The following is an 18,971-nucleotide window of genomic DNA, read 5'->3' on the forward strand; positions in this document are numbered from 1 at the left end:
GGATGAATGCTCCAAATATTTTTAAATCTGTTTACTCTTTATAACAGCAGCCCTGACAAAAATCATTCGCGAAAATGCTGAATTTTCAGGATGGCTGCTGTGGTAACTGCATACACAATTCCATCATGGCCCTACGGTAAACATCCCGTTTAAAGTTTACCACCTGTCCGAGCGGATACCAGTAACTGACCCATTGCCACTGGTCGAATTCTGGCGGATTGGACAGGTCCAGCTGGATATGCTCGGAAGAGGCCACTAGTTTTAATAAAAACCACTTCTGCTTTTGTCCGATACATACAGGCTCTGAATCGGAGCGGATGTACCGGTGTGGCAAACGATAACGCAGCCAGCCTTTAGTCTGCGCAATAATTTCAACGTGTTCAGGCAATAAGCCGACTTCTTCTCTCAGTTCACGATAAAGTGCCTGCTCAGGGGTTTCTCCAAACTGGATCCCTCCTTGTGGAAATTGCCATGCATTGTGTCCAATGCGTTTTGCCCATAACACCTGTCCATCATCGTTTGCCAAAATGATCCCGACATTCGGTCGGAAACCTTCTGAGTCGATCATTTGGCTACCTAAATTTATCTATTGGCTTAACTTTGAAATCGGGGATGATAAATAACTGCATCCAGCTCGAAAAAAGATCAAAGTAAAATGTTAAAAATTGCTATGATCTTAACGAATTTCTATCGACTAGCGGAGATAGATTTACATTTTTTTGCTTTAAATTTCAGTTTTAACGAGAATTTTTATGAAATTGGCTTTATTTGATCTGGACCATACGCTCCTTAACACCGATTCTGACCATTCTTGGGGAGAATTTCTGGTCAATGAGGGACTGGTCGATCCGGTACGTCACCGTCAGATCAATGACAGCTTCTATGAAGACTATAAAGCTGGTCAGCTGGACCCGATTGCTTACAATGAATTTGTTTTTGAGTTTTTGACCAAACATGATTTACCTTACCTGACCGAATTGCATGAACGATTTATGCAAAAAGTTATTCGTGCGCAAATGCGGCCTCAAGGGTTTGAAACTGTCAAAAAACATCAGGCATTGGGTCATGAAATTGTCGGGATTACCGCAACTTCAGACTTCATTACTGCGCCTATTTTCCGTGAATTCGGTATTACCGAGATTATTGCCACCAATGCAGAGCTAATTGATCATCGGTATACTGGCAAGGTAACTGGAATAGCATGTTACCAGAAGGGTAAGCTGGCTCGTCTGGAACAATGGTTAAATGGCCGTACAGTAACCGAATCGTGGGCTTATTCGGACTCAATTAATGACCGGTTTTTGCTCGAATATGCAAGCCATGCTATTGCAGTCAATCCGGATGAGCGCTTACAGGTCCTAGCCGAGGTGCAGGGATGGGAAATTCAGGACTGGTCAATCTAAGCTATATATCCGGTTTAAAATATAGCACCTCGAGGTGCTATATTTTTATTTCTGTATTCATCATGTCGATCAGTTCCAGCATGGCTCTGGACTGGCTGCGCCCCGGGTGCCATACCAGACCCAGTTTACGGCTCATTTCCAGCGGAATATCCAAGCGTTGTAAATCCTGATTAATCAGGTTTTGTGGCAGGACGGACCAACCTAGACCGATTGAAACCAGCATGCGGATTGATTCTAATGGATTATTGCTCATTGTAATTTTAGGTTTTAACCCCTTCTTTTCAAATTCCGCAAGCGTAATCTGGCTGGTATAGGTCTGAATTGAAGGTAGCAGGCTCGGATAGGCGATCAGGTCTTCCAGCTTTAAGTTACTGCGCTGGGCGAGTAGGTGAAAAGGTGCGGCTACAAAAACCAAAGGATCATTCCAGATGGTACTGTAATTCAGACGACTATCTCCCTGTGGCGGCAAGGTTAAAAATGCCAGTTCCAGATCGCCCGCGAGCACCTGTTCGTGTGCCTGTTCAGAGTCAACAAAATGTACATCCAGTGTCACATCTGGAAATTGTTGTACATATTTCTTCAAATGATGGGGTAAGTGATGCAGTCCGATGTGATGACTGGTGCCAATTTTTAGGCGTCCCTGCACCTGACTTTGTTCATGACTCAAAGTATGGTGGATATCACCTAGCTCATTTAACCAGTTTTTGACTTTAGGCAAGAGAGAGTGGGCCGCATGAGTCGCCTGTACACCTCGTCCCGCAGATTCAAAAAGTTTAACTCCGAAGTAATCCTCCAGACTGTGGATACGTTTGGTCACCGCAGGCTGGGTGATAAATAGTTGCTCGGCAGCTTGGGAAATGGAACCAGTTTCCATTACCTTGACAAAGGCTTCGAAGGCGGCAAGATTCATGTGGATACTCTATCCTATAAGGATTTTTTATATATTCAGTATTATTTATAAAATTTAAGAAATAATAAAGCAAATCCGGTTTTAAATTATTTCTAATGAATAAAATTCTTTTAATTCCAAAAAGTTTAATAATTAATAAAAATGATAAATTAGATTTATGTAAAATAGCGATTATAATTTAAAATAATTTAGGAAATACCCAGTCCTTGGAGCACGTCGACATGGCAGGCAATCAATCAGCAGCAAAAACATTATATGACAAATTATGGGATGATCACTTGGTTTTCCAGCGGGATGATGGTTCATGTCTACTCTATATCGACCGTCATTTATTGCATGAAGTGACATCTCCGCAGGCTTTTGAGGGATTACAGCTAGCAGGCCGTCAACCTTGGCGCTTAAGTGCCAATGTTGCAACACCTGACCATAATGTACCTACCTCCAAGGCAGAGCGGGCACAGGGCATTGCCGGTATCGCAGATGAAACCTCACGAATTCAGGTGCAAACCCTAGATGACAACTGCAAGACATTTAATATTGTAGAATTTGGTATTAATGATATCCGTCAGGGAATTGTGCATGTAGTTGGGCCGGAGCAGGGTCTAACCTTACCAGGTATGACAGTAGTCTGTGGCGACTCACATACTGCAACTCATGGAGCATTTGGCTGTCTGGCTCATGGGATTGGTACATCAGAAGTTGAACATGTGCTGGCAACCCAGTGTCTGGTCCAGAAGAAAATGAAAAATATGCTGATTCGTGTCGATGGCCAGCTTGGTCAGGGTGTCACGCCAAAAGATGTAGTCCTGGCAATTATTGGCAAGATTGGTACCGCAGGTGGCACAGGCTATGCCATTGAATTTGGTGGTCAGGTTTTCCGTGACATGTCGATTGAAGGCCGTATGACTGTCTGCAATATGGCAATTGAGGCTGGTGCACGTGTAGGCATGGTCGCAGTCGATGAAAAAACCATTGAATACGTCAAAGGCCGTAATTATGCCCCGCAAGGTACAGAATGGGATCAGGCTGTGGCTTACTGGAATACCCTGCATTCGGATAGTGATGCAGTATTTGATACGGTAGTTGTATTACAGGGTGAAGAGATTGAACCACAGGTCTCATGGGGTACTTCACCTGAAATGGTTATTCCTGTATCGCAGGCTGTACCTATGTTAGAACAGGCTAAAGATGATGTACAACGCAATGACTGGACCCGTGCTTACCAGTATATGGGCTTAAATGGCGGACAGCCTTTGGCTGAAATCCAGCTGGACCGTGTCTTTATTGGTTCATGTACTAACTCCCGTATTGAAGATATCCGTGCAGCGGCAGAAGTTGTTAAAGGTCGCCAGGTTGCATCAAGCATCAAACAGGCGATGGTGGTGCCGGGTTCCGGTTTGGTAAAACAGCAGGCTGAGGCCGAAGGTCTTGATAGAATCTTTATTGAAGCAGGTTTCGAATGGCGTGAACCGGGCTGTTCCATGTGCTTGGCTATGAATGCAGACAAGTTACAGCCAGGCGAACACTGTGCTTCTACTTCTAACCGTAACTTTGAAGGCCGTCAGGGCAATGGTGGACGTACTCATCTGGTAAGTCCAGCGATGGCAGCTGCTGCGGCAATTGCCGGTCATTTTGTTGATGTTCGTTCTTTCTAAGGAGCACACCATGAAAGCATATACTGTTGAACAGGGAATCGTTGCGCCATTAGATCGTGCGAATGTCGATACTGATCTGATCATTCCAAAGCAGTTTTTAAAGTCCATCAAACGGACCGGTTTTGGCGATAACCTGTTTGATGAATTACGTTATCTGGATGAAGGCTATCCGGGTCAGGATAATTCAGTGCGTCCGATCAATCCGGATTTTGTCTTGAACCAGCCACGTTATCAGGATGCCAAGATTTTGTTGGCGCGTCAGAACTTTGGTTGTGGCTCCAGCCGTGAGCATGCACCTTGGGCACTAAATGAATACGGCTTCCGTACCGTTATTGCGCCAAGCTTTGCTGATATTTTCTTTAATAACTGTTTTAAAAATGGCATGCTGCCGGTTATTTTACCCGAGTCAGTGGTCGATCAGTTATTTCAGGAAGTAAATACCCATGAAGGCTATCAGCTCACAGTAGACCTGGCCGCTCAGCAGGTGCGTACACCTGATGGTCAAAGCTTCAGTTTTGAGGTTGACCCGTTTCGCAAGCATTGTCTGTTAAACGGTTTTGATGATATCGGTCTGACCTTACAGGATGCAGATTTAATCCGTGAATATGAAGCGAAAATCCAAAAGACGCGTCCATGGGTTTTCAATAATATTCAAGGTTAAGCTCGACATTTAGGCGTAGCGCAGGAGCCCAAGTCTTGCTAACATGTTTGACTATAAAAATATTTATAGTTTCTCTATATATGAGGTTGGGCTCGGACGATGAACAGGATATTCGGCCATAGTGTTATTATCAGTTTATGTGGCGTGTTACTTAGTGCATGTCAAAGTACTCAGAACGCGGTAGACACTGTCCGTATTAAATATGCGGAAAAACCAGAATCTCAGACGAATGCGCTGATTTACTGTTCAGGAACAGAAAACTGTGAATTTGAGCGGATTAGTGATATTCAAATCGTTGATCCCTTAACACATCGGGTAAATTCGGAAGCAATCCGTGAAGGAATTGTACGTTTGCAGGGCAGTTCCCTCAGCCAGCCGAATCCGTTGTACCTATCAGTTCCAGCCAAACAGTATGAAGTGGTAATCCGTTTTTATCCTATATCGCAGGATCGGGCTGAAAAACTGCATGTCATTCATCAGTTCAAGGCTAATCAGCGCTATACCTTTCATATGTTTCGTGATCGTTCAAGCAGAACCGGAAGCTTGCTAAATGTTTCAGCACCTGATCCGCTCTGTGTCGATCTGCAACAGGAAAAACGCACGATTCGCCGGTTCTGCCGTCCTTATAATGTATTGACGGGTTTGGGCGAGTTTGTGGAAAAGAAACTTTAATCGCTCATCAGCTGTAGATATACGCTGGTTTTAAAATTATGGAAATGCATATGTCCAAACACATCCTCATTTTAGCTGGCGACGGCATCGGACCTGAAATTATTGCAGCAGCAGAACAGGTCCTTCACCGTGTGAATGAAAAGTTTAGTTTGGACTTGAGCTGGGAACAGGGACTGTTGGGCGGGGCCGCAATTGATGCACATGGTGAACCCTACCCTGAAGTTACCAGTCAGCAGGCAAAAAAGGCAGATGCGATTCTGCTTGGTGCTGTAGGTGGGCCTAAATGGGATACGATTGAACGTTCAATCCGTCCTGAGCGTGGTCTTCTTAAAATCCGTAGCGAGTTGAATCTGTTTGCTAATCTGCGTCCGGCAATTTTATATCCCCAGCTGGCAGATGCTTCAAGTTTAAAACCTGAGATTGTAGCTGGACTGGATATCCTGATCGTACGTGAGTTAACGGGTGGAATCTATTTTGGCCAGCCACGCGGAATCCGGGAACTGGAAAATGGTGAAAAGCAGGGTTATAACACTGATGTATACAGCGAATCTGAGATCAAGCGAATAGCTAAAGTCGCTTTTGAGATTGCTGGACTGCGTGGTGGAAAAGTCTGCTCGGTTGATAAAGCCAATGTACTTGAAGTCACTGAACTCTGGAAGCAGACAATAACTGCATTTCAGGCGGAGCAATATCCAGAGGTCCAATTATCACATATGTATGTCGACAATGCAGCCATGCAGCTGGTACGTGCGCCAAAACAGTTTGATGTCATCGTAACCGGTAACCTATTTGGGGATATTCTCTCTGATGAAGCTGCAATGCTGACCGGTTCGATTGGAATGTTGCCATCTGCCTCACTGGATGAACATGGTAAAGGTATGTATGAACCTTGTCATGGTTCAGCACCTGATATTGCCGGCCAGAATATTGCCAATCCGCTAGCCACTATTTTGTCGGTTGCCATGATGCTGCGCTATACTTTCCGTGAAGAAACTGCAGCTCAAGCGATTGAAGATGCAGTAGGCCAGGTATTAGACCAAGGCTTGCGTACTGCAGACATCATGTCACAAGGCATGCAAAAAATCGGAACTGCTGAAATGGGCCAGGCAGTAGTGCAGGCACTCGGCTAATTTAAAAAAGAAATAAAGAACGCAGCTTATGCTGCGTTTTTCATTTTAGTTATAGGATGAGCTAACAGGAACGGCCACGATATTGCACATCTTTGGCAATATTATTTTGAAGAATAAAACTGATCTGACAATACATATCAATTTCATAAGAGTTGGCACCTAAACTGGTAGGAGGGGCAATGACAGCTCCACCTGTGCCTACAGATTGCAGGCCAGACGGAATAGGTACAGCAAGGGGTCGCAAAATCGTATAGCTGAGCTGGTTTGCAGTCTGCACTGGTGAACCTTTAAGCTCATAGCCTAAAGCTGGCAGATTAATCTTGGCTTTAATCTGTTCAGCAGATTGCCCAATAAACTGTTCCAGATAAGTATCGAGATTTGGCTGTGCCTGATAGGTTGTAGTGCAGGCAGTCAATAAACCGGTAAAGCCCAGACCCAGGAAAACAAGTTTTAAACTGTTCATGATCTAACCTATAAATCAGAAAACAGTATCAAGCTTAAGATTTTTAAAAACCATAAAGCGTTATAGAACAGTAAAACACGATAAAAGGCGGGATCAAATACAGGAATCTATAAAGAAATTCGGATAGGTAATTTATAAAATATAAAAACAGGTATAAAAAAAGCCACGAAATAGAGGTGGCTTTTTATATTTACTCAGACTTAGCGGGCACGATAAGTAATACGGCCTTTAGTTAAGTCATAAGGCGTCATTTCAACTTTAACGCTGTCGCCAGTCAAAATACGAATATAGTGCTTGCGCATTTTGCCAGAAATATGTGCAATCACTTCATGACCATTCTCTAAACGGACACGGAACATAGTATTAGGAAGCGTTTCGGTGACAACGCCTTCGAACTCAATGAGTTCCTCTTTATTGGCCATAGCCTACCTGATGATCAAATTGGAAAGGCGCAAATTATAGCCAATTTTTGTGTCAAACACAAGACACATCAGGCCTGTCGAGGTTCCAGCTGCTAGTAAATTAAGCGAAGTCATTTCATAAATATTTTCAACAAAAAATACCTGAATAGAGTTGTCAGTTCGGCCAATCACAGTTAATCTAAAATTAATGTTTTAAGTATAAATGAATAACATACAAGGAAGGGTATTGCGTGGGTCAGCTAACTGATGCATCGGTTGTGTTGCGATTTGGCTATCAAGCGATTCGTCGTGCGGGATTACCAACCGAAGAAATATTAACAAAAGCAGGCGTTGCACTGAATCAGGTTGAAATCAATGCACGTACACCTTTAAGTGCACAACATGCTTTCTGGACAGCAGCTGAAGAAGTCAGTAAAGACGCTGATATCGGGTTACATCTAGGTGAACATCTGCCGTTATATCGGGGCCAGGTAATTGAACATCTCTTTATTAGTAGTGATAATTTTGGCGAAGGCCTGAAACGGGCTTTGGCTTATCAGCGTCTGATCAGTGATGCTTTCCATGCTAAACTTATTATAGAAGAAGACAGTTGCTATTTAACAAACGGATCAGTAGCTTCTCCTGATAATCTGGTTAACCGCCATTTTTCTGAGTGTGCGATGTCAGGCGTGCTACGCTTCTTCAAATTTATTACCGAGGGGAATTTCACCCCGATCTTCATTGATTTTAATTTTAGTGAAGGCGCATCGCCAGATGAATACCTGAGGGTTTACGGTTGTCCAGTCAGTCTGGGCCAGAAAGAAACCCGCCTGTATTTTGACCCCTCTATTCTAGATTATCCCTTATGGCAGGCCGAGCCGGAATTATTACAGCTACATGAACAGCTGGCACTGGAAAAATTGCAGGAACTGGCGCGTTATGACCTGGTCGGAGAAGTGCGGCGTGCGATCGGCTCTACACTAGAAAGTGGTGAAACAACCTTGGAAACTGTAGCTGCCCAGTTGAATATCACGCCTCGACGCCTACGCACCCAACTGAGTGAAGCTAATACCAGTTTTCAGCAAATACTCTCTGATTACCGTTGCCGACTGGCAAAAAAGCTTCTTGCCAATACCAGTGAAAGTGTAGAACGCATTGTATATCTGACAGGCTTTTCTGAACCGAGTACCTTTTATCGGGCTTTTAAGCGCTGGACCAATGAAACGCCGGTAGAGTACCGAAAACGTAAACAGCGTTAAAAAAATGCCGGTCTGAGACCGGCATTTTCTATTCTGGCAAGTTAAGCCAATGTGGGCCAAGTGGTAATTGCGGTAATGCAAACTGCTCGGGATAATAAGCCTGAATAAAATACAGTCCATCTGCAGGGGCGGTCATTCCTGCAGCACGGCGGTCTTCTGCTGCAAAAATACTATCAATATGGCCAATGTCATACATGCCTTGTCCGACTTCTAGCAAACAACCTACAATATTTCTGACCATATGATGCAGAAAACCATTGGCCTGTATATCTAGGACCAGATAACGTCCGTGCTCGAACAGCTCGCAGTGAGTTACATCACGTATCGGCTGGTTAGACTGGCAGGCAGCAGCACGAAAGCTTTCAAAGTTATGTACACCACGAAACTTTTTTGCAGCTTTCTTCATCTTTTCAATATCAAGCTGCTGATAAACATGAGTCACCTGTTTATGCAGTAAGGCAGGCCGATATGGGGCATTGTAAATGACATAACGATAGCGGCGGGCACAGGCCTTGAATCGGGCATGAAAATCTTCACCCATGGGTTGTAACCACTGTAGTGCAATATCTTTTGGTAACTGGCTGTTTGAACCCATCATCCAGCCGCGTTCCGTGCGAATGGCATGGGTATCAAAGTGTGCAACCATATTAGTGGCATGTACACCAGCATCAGTACGCCCGGCACCATGCAGAATAATTTTTTCATCGGCAATTTTACTTAAAACCCGCTCCAGAGTTTCTTGCACACTCGGGACACCGGCCTGCTGAGTTTGCCAGCCCCGATAACGAATGCCGCAAAACTCTATACCGACTGCATAACGTTGCATACTGTTCCTCTTTTAAGGCTGCGTAGACCAGTCCTGATACCGTTGCTCGCAAGATGGATATTTTAAATAGATTTGCAGGGCTTTTGCATAAAGATCTGCATTGCTATATGTGTTATTGACTAAAATATTGGCTTGTTTAACCCAGCTACTGACTGCATAGCGTTGATCCATGCTGCCAAAAGGAACCTGAGTAGCCAGAACAGGTAAGCAGCCCTTATGCTGAAATTTTTGCAAGCATTCAATAACAGCCTGGTTAACTGCCAGATTTCCTGTGCCAAAACCTTGTAGAATTAAAAAGTGTGGGGGTTCATCTTGTAATAAGCCCAAATTCTTGATGAGATGTTCTACAGGTTGAGGCTGAAGTTGCCAGCTGATCAGGTTAAAACTCATCGCCTGTTCAATTATGTCATCCTGGACGGAAATCTCTTCCTTATAAACAGGGAAATCCTGGTCAGCCTCTATTCCTTTAAAAGCATCTAGCTCGGTAGTATGCATTTTCATGACAGACTGGGCATGAAAAACCTGTTGGTGAAATGCCAGATAGACTCCGGCCGGTTTGCGGGAAACCTGTTCCAAAGCAAAATATAAATTATCGGCAGCATCTGTAAATACCCGGGGAACATTGCCCTGAATATCAAGCAACGGATACTGGCTACCTGTTAATATTACATGGCAAGACTGGCCTAAAAAACGTGCCAGCAATGCTGCAGCATAACTTAATGTATCTGTACCATGGATCACCACAAAGTAAGTGTAGCGTACTTTAAGCTGCTGTATATACTGTACAAGCAAAAGCCAGTCAGCAGCACTACAGGCACTACTATCTTTAATTACGGGTGCAGCAAGACAGTCGACCTGATACTTGGCAGGAAGAGTATTTTGCAGTTTAGGGAGAAACTCTGTTTCCGGCATGGGCGTCAATGGCTCACCTACACAGCCGAAAGTTCCTCCCATATAAAGTAAAGCAATCTTTTTCATCATAAAAAAAGGCAGTCATATGACTGCCCTATACTAAATTGAACACACTCAAGAAGCTATTTGATTGAGTATTTTTTTTGACTGTTCTTGCTGTTCAGGATTGAACTGGTCCTGATTCTGACTAAGCAGATGACGTGCAGACTCATAGGCGCCCAACTCGACATAGCGCTGTGCCAATTCTAGATCCAAATTAATGGCATTGATCTGTGCCAATTCGGGAAATGCCTGAACTACGGGATCATTCTGGTGAATATCAGTTGTTGAAACTACAGCTTCTGTCTCAGAAGCATGAACAGATGAAACTTGTGGCTCAGACAGGGCAGGTTCAGTCGAAATTTCAACGGGTTCAAGTTTGAAATCTAAACCGGATGCTGGAGCATGGGTTGCTGACGGAACCGTTTCAAAATCAAGAGTTACCGGTTTGACACTTTCAGGTTTCTCTTCCTCTTGACGACTCAGATGAAGCTCACCAAAATTGAAGTCCAGCGCAAGTGGTACGGACTGGTTTTGACTTTGCTCCTGAGCAAGAGCTGTCTTGTCTGTAGATCGCTCTTCTTGACTCTCAAGTGGGAAAGAAAAATCAACAGTTCTATCTTGATCAAGGACAGTGGCTTGTGGCGGCTGTTCGGTTTCTGTTGGTTTAGTCTTGATTTTACCGAAATTAAACTCTAAGGGCGCAAGTTCAACTACAGCTTCTTTAGGTTGTACAGATGGGGCTGGTTCTGCCTGTAACACATCAAATGAAGGCGTTAAAACGGGAATATTTACTGGAGCTTGCTGTACCAGAGCATCAAAATCAGCACTATTGTGTACGTGTGGCTGTGATGGAGTGACAGGAGCAGGTTCAGGAACATCTGTTACAGCGAACTCGATCGCATCAGGTTGTTGTTGCTGATTATAAGCTTGATACTTCTGTTCTGCCTGTCTGGCAATTTCCTCTAATCCCAAAGAGTGAAGATGCTGAATCAGCTGATTTATAGCAAATTCATCTTTTTGGTCTAGATGAATTTTAAGTAATAATAAATATAATTCATGCTGAGTGTTATCACGGTTCAGTGCCTGATTAATCTGTGCTTCAGCAGAAAAGTAATTACGCTGTTCAATCAGATTCTCAATTTTACGATGAACATCAGCAGGAATAGGGGTGGACGTTTTTTGTTGAGTTGCTATCGGATCTTCTACAATGCGAGCCGCTTTACGCTTGTGAGTAGTTTTAACTGCTTTGGTTTTTGCAACTTTTTTAGACGCTTTTTTCCGTGAACTTCCTTTTGTTGCAGAACTGTCATCCTGCTGGGCAGCTTCACGTTTTTTAAGAAAAATTGCGATGACCAAGAGCAGGACAAATGGAATCACATACAACAACATAATTTAAACCCCTTAATACTGAACCATCATGGCAGCTGATTTCTGATTGAAATCTTTTTAACTGCGTCTTGACCTATTTTTTTGTCTGCTGTGCTTTGAGTTGCTGTTCGAGCTGCGCCAGCCGGGCATTTAATAATTGGATCTTATGATCCTTTTTCTGTAATGCCAGATCCAGCTGCGTTACGTTCTTCTGTAATTTAACGGTTTTTTCACGAGCTGTCATAACTTTTAATACTAAATCCGCACTGCTCATGGACTGGTCGTTATTTCTTTTAGCATTTCCTTGAGCTGTATTTTTTGTACTTTCAGCGACCAAGCTCATTTCTGCTTCATTTAAACGGTATTTTGTCTTAGGTGAATAAGAAGGAGAAACAGCTTTGGGACGAGATTTATTCTGTGTCATCACAGGTTGAGCATTTAAATTTAAAACTGCACCACGACGTAACCGGTTCACGTCTCCCTGAATAAATGCATGCTGATTCGCTTCCTTGATTTGCTGCATTACGTTTGTAACAGGCTGTTGGGTTTGGGCTGCAACCTGTGATGCAATAGTCCAGAGTGACTCATTATTTCGAACTACATAAGTATGGGGCTGTTCTACCGGAGCCCTGCTACTGGTAGTAGAAGTGATTGCTGGTTTTACAGCTAATTTCCGTTGTTGGGGTTCAGCAGTTTTCTTGGCGCTAGGTCCTGTTTTCGCTGTTAATGCAGACTGCGTAGTGGGGTTCGGTCTGGCAGAAGCTGTTGTGCTAGGCCTTGTATTAGGTGTAGCGGAAAGCTGCGTTTTATTTCTCAGTGCCTGCTCTTGTCTATGAAGTATATCTTTTGGCTGTACGACAGAAGATGCAATCGAACTTGGCTGCTGAACGATAGAAATAGCCGAACCACTTAATGCAGGCGGACGGCTGTTATTGATTAACAATGGCCGGTCCTGCTTGCTAGGGAGCGGGCTACGGCTTTTCTGCTGGGTGACCTGATACGCCGTACTCTCTGGCAAATTCAGGGTAATATCTTTTTCAGTAACAATGACAGGCACAAGCGGTTTTTCATTAACCGAGGCTCGCAATGGCACTGTCTGGCTAGGTTTAAGTGTGGTTTTTATGTGCTGTAGCCGGGTAGCATTTCCTTCTTTAACCTTAACCACAATATTCAGTTCGGAACTGGTGAGAGGGCGAGAAGAGGTAATCACGATGACACCAGTGCCCTGACCGTTACGGCGGTTAAAAAAATTAAGATGGCCCGGTGGCTGATGCTGAATTCCCAAGCTCGCCAGATCTTCTGGGCTGGCAAGGCTGACCCGCATGTTTTCATCTGTATCGGCTTGGCTGAAAGCCATTTCTGCATACAGAAGCTCTCCAGGTGCGGACTGCACTTGAATTGGTTCAATGATGATCGCAGAAGCTGTTTGCGATGTCATGATGGCTAGGACAGCAATTTTTAATTTGTTATAAACAGTCATCTTGATCTGGAGCTTGAAAACAATGCAAACACAAAAAGTATACATGATCTTGCCATAAAGGCAGTGGAAATTATTCAAACCACAATTACAAAAAACCGGCCATGGTCGACCGGTTCTATTTATTAAAATACTTAAAATTAATTAAACATTTTTATAGTCAATTAAAATGCGAAGCATACGACGCAAAGGTTCGGCAGCTCCCCAAAGTAACTGGTCACCTACAGTAAAAGCACCTAAATATTCTTTACCCATATTCAGTTTACGCAGTCGACCTACTGGCACAGATAAAGTACCTGTAACTGCTACTGGAGTCAGATCAGTCATTGAGGCTTCACGGGTATTTGGCACCACCTTGGCCCACTCGTTTGAAGAACGGATCATATCTTCAATTTCATCAAGAGGTACATCTTTTCTGAGCTTGATGGTGAGAGCCTGAGAGTGACAACGCATTGCGCCAATACGTACACAGTGCCCGTCAATAGGTACTATCTGTGAATTTCCCAGAATTTTATTGGTTTCGGCCTGACCTTTCCATTCTTCTTTCGACTGACCATTTTCAAGCTGCTTGTCGATGTATGGAATTAGTGAACCGGCCAGTGGCACACCGAAGTTGGCTGAAGGGAAACCTTCACCACGTTGCAAGTCTGCAATCTTGCGGTCAATATCTAGAATAGCTGACTTGGGATCATCGAGCAGATCTTTACTATTATTATATAAATATCCCATGCCGGTGATCAGTTCACGCATGTTCTGTGCACCTGCACCTGAAGCTGCCTGATAGGTCATGGCACTCATCCACTCCACCAGATTATGCTGGAACAGTGAACCTAGGCCCATCAGCATCAGGGAAACGGTACAGTTGCCACCTACAAATATTTTGGTGCTTTTAACCAGCGCATCCTTAATCACGTTGAGATTGACCGGGTCTAGGACAATAATGGCATCATCAGTCATGCGCAGGGTCGAGGCCGCATCAATCCAGTAACCCTTCCAGCCTTCCGCTTTCAGTTTTGGAAAGACTTCAGAGGTATAGTCGCCACCCTGACAGGTAATAATGACATCCATCTGCTTCAGACTGCTAATGTCTGAAGCATCCATAAGTGCTGGGGCAGTTTTACCACCAAATACAGGTGCTTCACCACCTGCATTACTGGTAGAAAAATAGAATGGCTCAAAATGAGCAAAATCATTCTCTTCAACCATACGTTGCATAAGGACAGAACCAACCATCCCGCGCCAACCGACCAGACCTACTTTCATTGTCTCTTTGCCTCGGTGCGTTAAAAAATTAAAGGGGGTTTGAGTGTAACAAAAGTGTTTGCAACTTCAAGCACTACATAAATAATATTGTGAATAATTTTATAACTGTGCTACATAGAGCAGATAGTAGAACGCTAACTTGTTTGATTTATTCAAAAAATTATAAATTATTGGTGTGAATATGATCTGGATAGAAATTATGGCCGGTATGGTGATCTGGCTCAGCTTCTGGTCCTTGATCCCCCGTGACGAATGGTGGATTCGTGGTGCAGATTTTCCACGGCTACAGTTATTATCAGCAGGTATGGTTATACTTGTTTTAATGCTGGTTTGGGAGGCGGACTGGACTATATGGCGTGAAATCTGGATTGTTGGCCTGATTGCAGCGATTGCCTATCAGCTAAAAATGGTCTTGCCTTATACATTTATCTGGAAAAAACAGGTCAAAAAGGTCAAACCAGAACAGCTTGATCCTGAACGGCAGATTTCACTGATCGTTTCGAACGTTCTTACCCCTAATACTCAATATCACCTATTGATTGAGCAGATTCAAAAATATCAGCCAGACATAGTACTTACCTTGGAAACTGATGAGACCTGGCAAAATGAACTGTCAGGAATCGAAAAAGATTATCCCTTCCGGGTAGCTGTACCACTTGATAATTTATATGGCATGCATCTGTACAGCCGTTTAAAGCTTGAAGATACTGAAGTCAAATTTATTTTAAGTGATGAAATTCCTTCCATCCATACCACTGTACGTTTACGTTCAGGACAACCGGTACAGCTATTCTGTCTACATCCCAAACCTCCAAGTCCAACTGAGGCCAAAGATTCAACCTTGCGTGATGCTGAACTGCTGATTGTGGGTGATCAGATTAAAGACATGGACAAGAGCTGTATTGTAATGGGCGACCTAAATGATGTGGCCTGGTCACGTACAACACGCCTGTTTCAGCGTATTAGCGGTTTACTGGACCCGCGGGTAGGCCGACATTTTGTAAATACCTTTCATGCCAATTATCCTTTATTTCGCTGGTCGTTAGACCATGTTTTTCATAGTACTGATTTTGCTTTGGTTGATATGCAGCGGCTAAGTCATGTCGGCTCTGACCACTTTCCAGTTTATATCGTTTTACAAAGTGGCCGCGTTTTTGAGCAGTCACAGCAAGAACTGGAGCAGAGTGCAGCCGATGAGCAGGAAGCGCAAGAAGCCATCGAACAGGGAGTTGCCAAAGCTGAACAGGGAGAAAAAAATTTAACAGATGAAATTGTAGAGCCTTATAAAGAACAAGTACCTACACCTACTTTCAAGCCATAGAAAAGTGTACGAAATTGCTTACATCGATTTAAGCGCCAAACGGCTAGCAGCAACACAAAGTATAGCTTACTCTAAGTGTATCAGCACAAGGAACTGGGAATGGAAAATCCCTTAAGGATAGTTAAATGCTGATGGTATACATCAAGGATAAGATGTTGGTAGGGAAAACCACTCTATAAGAATAAAGTAAGTTGAAAGCACAACCTCATGTACCCGAGTTTTGCAGGAAGCAGAACTCGGGTTTATGTTTTAATCTAGTCTGAAATCGAGTTTAAGCCATTTGAAAGTTAAGCAACCGTATTAAAAATCTACTGGATAGCTTAAATATTATTAATCTTTTAATTTACAGTATTTCAATATTGCCGCTCTTTAGAATTGATCACCTGCTGATATAAATCTAGCGTCTGCTGACACATATCACTCAGGCTAAACAAGGTGACAGGTGCGACCTGCTGTGGCTGGTCAATATGCTGTTTAATGGTGCCAAGTAAAGTATTCATATCTTCGGAGGGAATTAGTCCCTGCGGATAAAGTTTTGCCAGAATTTCAGCCACACCACCGCGATTCCAGCCAATAACTGGTGTTCCAACTGATAAAGCTTCTAAAGCAGTACGACCAAAAGTTTCTGCCTGAGTTGAAAGTGATAACACTACATCTGAGAAAGCCAGCCATTCGCGGATATCGGAACGGTGACCGACAAACGTAATATCATCGCCCAGTCCCTTGTTTTGAATAGTGTTAGCCAGCTCTTCTAAATAGGCCTGTTTTTTTGGGTCGGCACCGCCTACAACGACAGCATGTAATTGTGGATAAAAGGGTTTAAGCGCAGCCATCACTTCAATGAGCACTTCATGACCTTTCAAGCGGGTAATCCGTCCGGGCAGACAGAGCAGAAATTTATGCTCAAGTTGAGGATAATCTACAAAAACCTGATGAATCCACTGCGCTGATGGCTGATAGCCATGTGGAAAAGCTTTTGGATCGATCCCCCGGTAAATCCGTACAATATCTTGAGGCGGGCAGTTTTTATAATGTTCAGTAATGTACTGCACCACGCTATCGGAAACTGCGATGACTTTCTCTGCCTGAGTCATGATCTCACTATAGCGGTTAACTGAATAAAATCCGTGTACAGTACTGATCAGATGTGGACGTTGTGAAGCGGGTATACCGCGTAGGGCAAAATGTGTCAGCCAAGCCGGTACGCGCGAGCGTACATGAACAATATCAGGTTGATACTGCATGATTAATCTTCGAAGTGGACGAATCTGCCATAAACTGGACAATGATTTCTTGTGAACAGGCAATGTTAAGTGAGTAGAACCCTCGGCTTCTAACTGGGCCACCAGCCGGCCACCATTGGACACGACCAGAGATTGATGACCTTGGCTGACCAGTGCCCGTGCAATTTCAAGTGTCCCACGCTCTACACCGCCACTATTGAGCTCTGGAAGCAGTTGCATTACTTTCATATTTATTCTCTTATTGAATAGAGGGCTCATTGCACTGTTGAATTACTATTTTCAATAGCTTAATAAATTTTGTCATAGCCTTCTGGACGACTTTTAAAACGGCGATGAAACCACATGTACTGTGTAGGCGCAATCTGTAGCTGTTGCGCAATAATGGAATTTACCCGGGTTGCATCAGCTACTTCGTCTTCACCTGGAAACTGCTCAAGTGCGGGCTCAAGCAAGATACGGTACTTGGGATCCTTAATATCACCATAACGATAAAAATATAAGGGGATGGCAACTGCTCTGGAAATTTTCAATAAGCGTCGATGAGCAGTCACTGTAGCGGCAGGCACTCCGAAAAAAGGCGCCATTACACCTTGTTTTAATCCAAAATCCTGATCCGGACTATACCAAATCGCACGGCCATTTTTCAGGTGTCGAATGAGGCCGCGCATGTCATCATGATCAATCTGATGGGTATAGATGGTTGCCCGGCAGCGGTAAATCAGCATATCTAAAAGCGGATTATTTTGAGGGCGGTACACCACATCTGGACTGAAATATTGAGAGCAGATATAACCGCCAGCATCTAGCAAGGTGCTATGGGTACCAAGCAGTAACACACCTTGCTGTCGGGCTTGTGCCTGGTTTAAGTATTCAAGTCCTTCAATACTCACCCGGCCATTAAACCAGGTAGGGCTATACCAGGCATTCAAGGTTTCAAAAACCCCCAGCATCATGTCAATAAATACCTCACGGGCCTGCTGCTGAACTTGTTCCTCTGTCCACTCTGGAAAGCATACTTCAAGATTACGGACAGTGGTTTTGCGACGTGATTTCAACCGTTCAAATGCTACATTGCCCAGAAGCTTTGCCATACGGTGCTGGACTGCCCAAGGTAGTATTGCCAGTAACATCAGAAAGACAATTGCAAGCCAAATGCCCCAATATTGTGGTAACAAAAAAGACCACTGAAATTCACCTGGCGTATAGTGCTGCTTCTTGCTCATAAATCCTGACAATACTGTGCCTCAAAAGTGCCGACAGTTTAGCATGAACTGTTTTTGAAAAGAAAAACCGCTGTCCGTTACCTGAAACACTTAATTGGTAGCACTTCTTATCTGGTTACATACGTGTTTTACCGCTAAATATGAAAGAACAAAAATTCAAATAAAGAAGGAGACAGTACATGAAACAGTTTCGTCTGATTCATGGAGATATTACCGGAATTAGAATTGATGCCATAGTAAATGCAGCCAATAGTACCCTGCTGGGAGGTCATGGTGTAGATGGTGCCATTCATCAGGCTGGTGGGCCTGATATAATTGAAGAGTGCAGACAGATCAGGGCACGCCAAGGAAGCTGCACAGTCGGTGAAGCTGTAATGACAACCGGTGGCCGCTTGCCAGCCCAGTATGTGATCCATACTGTCGGGCCAATATGGGAAGAGGGAAAGGCAAATGAGCGTACACTACTCTCGCAGGCTTACCAAAACAGTTTTGCATTGGCTGAACAGCATTATCTGACTGGCATTGCCTATCCCAACATCTCAACAGGTGTATATCGCTTTCCTAAGGTGGAAGCAGCTGCCATAGCTATTGATACTCTGATTCCACTATTAAAAAATTCGGAAACAGTACAGGAAGTTGCACTGGTATGTTTTGATCTGGAGAACTTTGAACTGTATGAAGAATTATTAAAGCAGCGGCTCTTGGAACAGCAGGGACTCAAATTGAAAATTGAAGCCTGAA

Annotated in this window: 19 protein-coding genes; 8 read left to right on the forward strand and 11 right to left on the reverse strand. The window is 43.8% G+C overall.

Annotation, left to right across the window (positions count from 1 at the left end):
* Nucleotides 1-85 precede the first annotated feature (85 nt).
* A complete protein-coding gene (locus AC0VYT_RS01700) occupies nt 86-568 on the reverse strand; it encodes an RNA pyrophosphohydrolase (protein ID WP_005016769.1) in 483 nt (160 codons plus the stop codon).
* Between the two features lie 184 nt (nt 569-752).
* Here AC0VYT_RS01700 and AC0VYT_RS01705 point away from each other — a divergent pair, with 184 nt between their 5' ends.
* Nucleotides 753-1,403, forward strand: a complete 651-nt coding sequence (locus tag AC0VYT_RS01705; RefSeq protein ID WP_005016758.1) for an HAD family hydrolase — start codon at nt 753-755, stop codon at nt 1,401-1,403.
* A 37-nt stretch (nt 1,404-1,440) separates the two neighbouring features.
* On the opposite strand, the gene AC0VYT_RS01710 is transcribed toward AC0VYT_RS01705, so the two are convergent.
* Nucleotides 1,441-2,313, reverse strand: a complete 873-nt coding sequence (locus AC0VYT_RS01710; protein WP_005016757.1) for a LysR family transcriptional regulator — start codon at nt 2,311-2,313, stop codon at nt 1,441-1,443.
* 221 nt (nt 2,314-2,534) lie between these two features.
* Here AC0VYT_RS01710 and leuC point away from each other — a divergent pair, with 221 nt between their 5' ends.
* The 4 genes from leuC to leuB all read left to right on the forward strand — a co-directional run bounded on the left by leuC (nt 2,535) and on the right by leuB (nt 6,431).
* Complete coding sequence (gene leuC, locus AC0VYT_RS01715) at nt 2,535-3,968, forward strand: 3-isopropylmalate dehydratase large subunit (protein ID WP_005016756.1); 1,434 nt, start codon at nt 2,535-2,537, stop codon at nt 3,966-3,968.
* 10 nt (nt 3,969-3,978) lie between these two features.
* Nucleotides 3,979-4,629: a 3-isopropylmalate dehydratase small subunit gene (gene leuD / locus AC0VYT_RS01720; RefSeq protein WP_005016755.1), complete on the forward strand. Its 651-nt coding sequence runs from the start codon at nt 3,979-3,981 to the stop codon at nt 4,627-4,629.
* Between the two features lie 99 nt (nt 4,630-4,728).
* Nucleotides 4,729-5,301: a hypothetical protein gene (locus AC0VYT_RS01725; protein WP_005016754.1), complete on the forward strand. Its 573-nt coding sequence runs from the start codon at nt 4,729-4,731 to the stop codon at nt 5,299-5,301.
* 50 nt (nt 5,302-5,351) lie between these two features.
* Nucleotides 5,352-6,431 carry a 3-isopropylmalate dehydrogenase gene (gene leuB / locus AC0VYT_RS01730; RefSeq protein ID WP_005016753.1) on the forward strand — a complete coding sequence of 360 codons (1,080 nt, stop codon included), beginning with the start codon at nt 5,352-5,354 and terminating at the stop codon, nt 6,429-6,431.
* A 61-nt stretch (nt 6,432-6,492) separates the two neighbouring features.
* Here leuB and AC0VYT_RS01735 read toward each other — a convergent pair whose 3' ends face one another.
* Nucleotides 6,493-6,894, reverse strand: coding sequence for a hypothetical protein (locus AC0VYT_RS01735; RefSeq protein WP_005016730.1), 402 nt, complete (start codon nt 6,892-6,894; stop codon nt 6,493-6,495).
* Nucleotides 6,895-7,094: 200 nt separating this feature from the next.
* Nucleotides 7,095-7,316 carry a translation initiation factor IF-1 gene (gene infA, locus AC0VYT_RS01740; protein ID WP_001284370.1) on the reverse strand — a complete coding sequence of 74 codons (222 nt, stop codon included), beginning with the start codon at nt 7,314-7,316 and terminating at the stop codon, nt 7,095-7,097.
* Between the two features lie 230 nt (nt 7,317-7,546).
* Here infA and AC0VYT_RS01745 point away from each other — a divergent pair, with 230 nt between their 5' ends.
* Nucleotides 7,547-8,554 (forward strand): AraC family transcriptional regulator, encoded by a 1,008-nt coding sequence (locus AC0VYT_RS01745; protein ID WP_005016726.1) that lies wholly within the window; start codon nt 7,547-7,549, stop codon nt 8,552-8,554.
* A gap of 28 nt (nt 8,555-8,582) precedes the next feature.
* Here the strand turns inward: AC0VYT_RS01745 and truA are convergent, their stop codons facing one another.
* From truA to asd, 5 genes are all read right to left on the reverse strand, one after another.
* The gene (truA, locus tag AC0VYT_RS01750) at nt 8,583-9,380 is read right to left on the reverse strand and encodes a tRNA pseudouridine(38-40) synthase TruA (protein WP_005016725.1); all 798 of its coding nucleotides are present in this window, start codon (nt 9,378-9,380) and stop codon (nt 8,583-8,585) included.
* A 12-nt stretch (nt 9,381-9,392) separates the two neighbouring features.
* Entirely contained in the window at nt 9,393-10,358 is a 966-nt protein-coding gene (locus AC0VYT_RS01755) for an asparaginase (RefSeq protein ID WP_227592459.1), read from the reverse strand.
* A gap of 48 nt (nt 10,359-10,406) precedes the next feature.
* Nucleotides 10,407-11,723, reverse strand: a complete 1,317-nt coding sequence (locus AC0VYT_RS01760; protein WP_005016721.1) for a hypothetical protein — start codon at nt 11,721-11,723, stop codon at nt 10,407-10,409.
* A 73-nt stretch (nt 11,724-11,796) separates the two neighbouring features.
* Nucleotides 11,797-13,182, reverse strand: a complete 1,386-nt coding sequence (locus AC0VYT_RS01765) for a type IV pilus assembly protein FimV (RefSeq protein ID WP_005016719.1) — start codon at nt 13,180-13,182, stop codon at nt 11,797-11,799.
* A gap of 141 nt (nt 13,183-13,323) precedes the next feature.
* Nucleotides 13,324-14,442, reverse strand: a complete 1,119-nt coding sequence (gene asd / locus AC0VYT_RS01770; RefSeq protein WP_005016718.1) for an aspartate-semialdehyde dehydrogenase — start codon at nt 14,440-14,442, stop codon at nt 13,324-13,326.
* A 181-nt stretch (nt 14,443-14,623) separates the two neighbouring features.
* Here asd and AC0VYT_RS01775 point away from each other — a divergent pair, with 181 nt between their 5' ends.
* The gene (locus tag AC0VYT_RS01775; RefSeq protein ID WP_005405430.1) at nt 14,624-15,763 is read left to right on the forward strand and encodes an endonuclease/exonuclease/phosphatase family protein; all 1,140 of its coding nucleotides are present in this window, start codon (nt 14,624-14,626) and stop codon (nt 15,761-15,763) included.
* Nucleotides 15,764-16,116: 353 nt separating this feature from the next.
* Here the strand turns inward: AC0VYT_RS01775 and AC0VYT_RS01780 are convergent, their stop codons facing one another.
* The gene (locus AC0VYT_RS01780; RefSeq protein ID WP_005016684.1) at nt 16,117-17,235 is read right to left on the reverse strand and encodes a glycosyltransferase family 4 protein; all 1,119 of its coding nucleotides are present in this window, start codon (nt 17,233-17,235) and stop codon (nt 16,117-16,119) included.
* A 59-nt stretch (nt 17,236-17,294) separates the two neighbouring features.
* Nucleotides 17,295-18,230, reverse strand: a complete 936-nt coding sequence (locus AC0VYT_RS01785) for an LpxL/LpxP family acyltransferase (protein WP_005404559.1) — start codon at nt 18,228-18,230, stop codon at nt 17,295-17,297.
* 179 nt (nt 18,231-18,409) lie between these two features.
* Here AC0VYT_RS01785 and AC0VYT_RS01790 point away from each other — a divergent pair, with 179 nt between their 5' ends.
* Nucleotides 18,410-18,970, forward strand: coding sequence for an O-acetyl-ADP-ribose deacetylase (locus tag AC0VYT_RS01790; protein WP_005016682.1), 561 nt, complete (start codon nt 18,410-18,412; stop codon nt 18,968-18,970).
* Nucleotide 18,971: the final 1 nt, after the last annotated feature.

The organism is Acinetobacter sp. QJM3NY_42, assembly GCF_056173745.1.